The following is a 2,709-nucleotide window of genomic DNA, read 5'->3' as shown; positions in this document are numbered from 1 at the left end:
GCTCGTGGCCCTTAGCGGACCGTTTCGGCAACTTCGGTTAAGGGCCGCTTGTGACCCAACTCGGACATCCCACGATGTCTGCTTTTGCGCCGCGTTGATCACCGAGCGCGGAAAGGTACTTGCGCCCGCAATCAGGTTACGAAAGGGTTCGGTCCGACGGTGCCCGCAGTTTGGGCGGGGAAGCGTGACGATCGCCTGGCATCTCCCAACCCATCCGCCATTCTTGGTCGAGGGGACCATGAACCCGACCCGACGCCTGCTGCAGCTGTGGATCGTTCTTTCTCTCGTTTGGGGCTGTGTTGCTGGCCCGATAGCCATCCTTATTTGGAAGAGAGACGCACATGTGCGCGCATACGAGCGCGCGGCCGCTGCGGTTTTGGCCAAATACGAGAGTGACTGTGGATCGTCGAAGAGCAAGGGGCCTTTGTGTGATTTTCCGCCCGCCGTCCCGCCGGCTTCTGCGATCCCGAAAGCCGTCTATCCAGTAATCGTCCTGGGTCCTCCTCTCCTGCTCTTCTTCATCGGTTGGATAGGGCGCTGGGTAACGAGCGCCTGGCGCCGATAAACAACGCAGCGGCCAGCTGAAGTCGAGTTCCATTACCTCTTTTTCCCGACTGAGGTAGCTCTAATTTTCCACCCTGAATAGAAATTCTTGCAACAATATAGGCGAGCCGCCGACGAGGGATGCGCGGCGACTTCTGGGTGGGCTCAATGAGCAATTGGCGTGCATCGGTACACCATAACTACAGGGTATTCATCCTCGACAACGAAGGCCACATCGTCAACCGCGCGCACCTGGCGTCGCAAAATGACGAAGCTGCAAAAGAACGCGCCAGGCACCTCGCCAGCTACGGGCGGGCCGTGGAGCTATGGGATGGCCCGCGCAAGATCGCGATTGCGACCGAGAGCCAGACGACGCAAGCAAATATGTGGTCGCGACCAACGCGCGTCGCTGCCGTCGATATCGTCCACGACCTCGCTGCTGCCGAAGCGGTCTGGCGCAGTCTTGAGAGCCCGAACCATTCGGCCACGCCCTATCAGCGCTTCGACTTCCTCGCCGCCTGGCAGCGCCACGTCGGCGAGCGCGCGGGGCTGTCGCCTTTGCTCGTGATCGTCCGTGATGGCGACAGCCGGCCGCTGGGCCTGCTGCCGCTTGCCTTGCAAACAGCCTTCGGCGTGCGCTGCGCGAGCTTCATGGGCGGCGCGCATGCAACCTTCAACATGGGCCTGTGGGACCGCGATTTCGCGGCGACCGCTACCGAGCACGATCTCCACTCGCTGACGGCGATGCTCGCCGCGCGCGACGAAGCCGACGTGCTCGTGCTGCGCCGCCAGCCGACTTACTGGCGCGGCCTACAAAATCCCTTGAGGCTGCTGCCTCATGAGCCCTCGACCGTTCACTGCCCGGTGCGAACAATCGAGCCGGGCGCGACAACGGTGAGCCTGATCAGCGAATCTCTCCGCCGCCGGCTGCAGCGCAAGGAGCGCAAGCTGCAGCCGCTTGCCGGCTATCGCTATTACATCGCGTCTGATGACGTCGACATCACCCGCCTGCTCGACTGGTTCTTCCGGGTGAAGCCGCAACGAATGGCGCAGCAGAAGCTGCCATGCGTGTTTGCCGAACCGGGCGTGCAGGCATTCATCCGCGGCGCCTGCATGACAAAGCTAGCCGACGGCGGCCGCGCGATCGAGATCCATGCGCTCGAATGCGACGAGGAGGTGATCGCGATCTTCGCCGGCGTGGCCGACGACCACCGCTTTTCGACGATGTTCAACACCTATACCATGTCGCGGAAAGCGAAGTTTAGCCCTGGCCTGATTCTCATGCGCTATGTCATCGATCATTTTGCCGGTCATTATCGCGCCTTCGACTTTGGCATTGGCTTGTACGACTACAAGCTGCTGGTCTGCCCGGACTACGAGCCGATCTTTGACAGTTTCATCCCGCTCAGCGTGCGCGGCCGGTTCGCCGTCGGCGCAATAGCCGCCGTCAACGAAGCCAAGCGTTTCGTGAAAAGCAATCCGGCGCTGCTTGACATCGCTCAGAGCCTGCGCAGCAGGTTGCAGAGTGCAAAAACATTCCAAACAACTTCTCTGGTTTTCTTACTTCAAAACTGCTGCAGTCAGTTGGGGCTTTAGCTCGTGGCCCTTAGCGGACCGTTTCGGCAACTTCGGTTAAGGGCCGCTTGTGACCACAGCGGACGTGCAACGATCCCCGTGGCCCTGCCTATGCAGCACAAGCTTCGATTTGGAGAACCAGCTAAACGCGTCGCGTAAAGGCTCCGTCAACAACCAGATTTAATCCAGTGACATAGCCCGCAGCCGGGCTCGCCGTGAACGCGACGACGTTTGCGATTTCGTCTGGATGCGCCATCCGCCCCATCGGAATCATCTTGACCGCATTGTGGAAGCGTTCGGGTTCCTGCCTCCTGATCCGATCCCATGCGCCGCCGTCAAACAACGTCGAACCGGGGCTAACGACATTGGCGCGTATCCCCTTGGGCGCGACAGTCCGGGCCAATGACTTGATATAGAAATGCAGCGCTGCCTTGATGGCTCCGTAAGACACTTTTGTGTAAGAGTTGAGTTCGGAATCTTCCACTCCCCCAATCGAACCGATGGCCACTATGCTGCCTGACCGCGATTGCTCAATATGCGGCATAGCGGCCTCGACTGCGGTCACTGTGTGGATCAGATCGACATCTAATG

2 protein-coding genes are annotated in these 2,709 nt (G+C 60.2%); one reads left to right on the top strand and one right to left on the bottom strand.

Annotated features, from left to right (window positions below):
- The first annotated feature begins 684 nt into the window (after positions 1-684).
- Entirely contained in the window at positions 685-2,139 is a 1,455-nt protein-coding gene (locus AC1D00_RS35435; protein ID WP_477013870.1) for a GNAT family N-acetyltransferase, read from the top strand.
- 121 nt (positions 2,140-2,260) lie between these two features.
- On the opposite strand, the gene AC1D00_RS35430 is transcribed toward AC1D00_RS35435, so the two are convergent.
- A partial coding sequence (locus AC1D00_RS35430; protein WP_477013869.1) for an SDR family NAD(P)-dependent oxidoreductase occupies positions 2,261-2,709 on the bottom strand: 449 nt, incomplete at its 5' end.

It is taken from the genome of Bradyrhizobium sp. P2_E8 (assembly GCF_056403875.1).
Note: the sequence above shows the minus strand (reverse complement) of the source record. Positions and strands in the feature narration are given on the sequence as shown.

Coding starts and splice junctions, on each gene's coding strand:
- AC1D00_RS35435 (WP_477013870.1), top strand. CDS start 685: ATGCGCGGCGACTTCTGGGTGGGCTCAATGAGCAATTGGCGTGCATCG.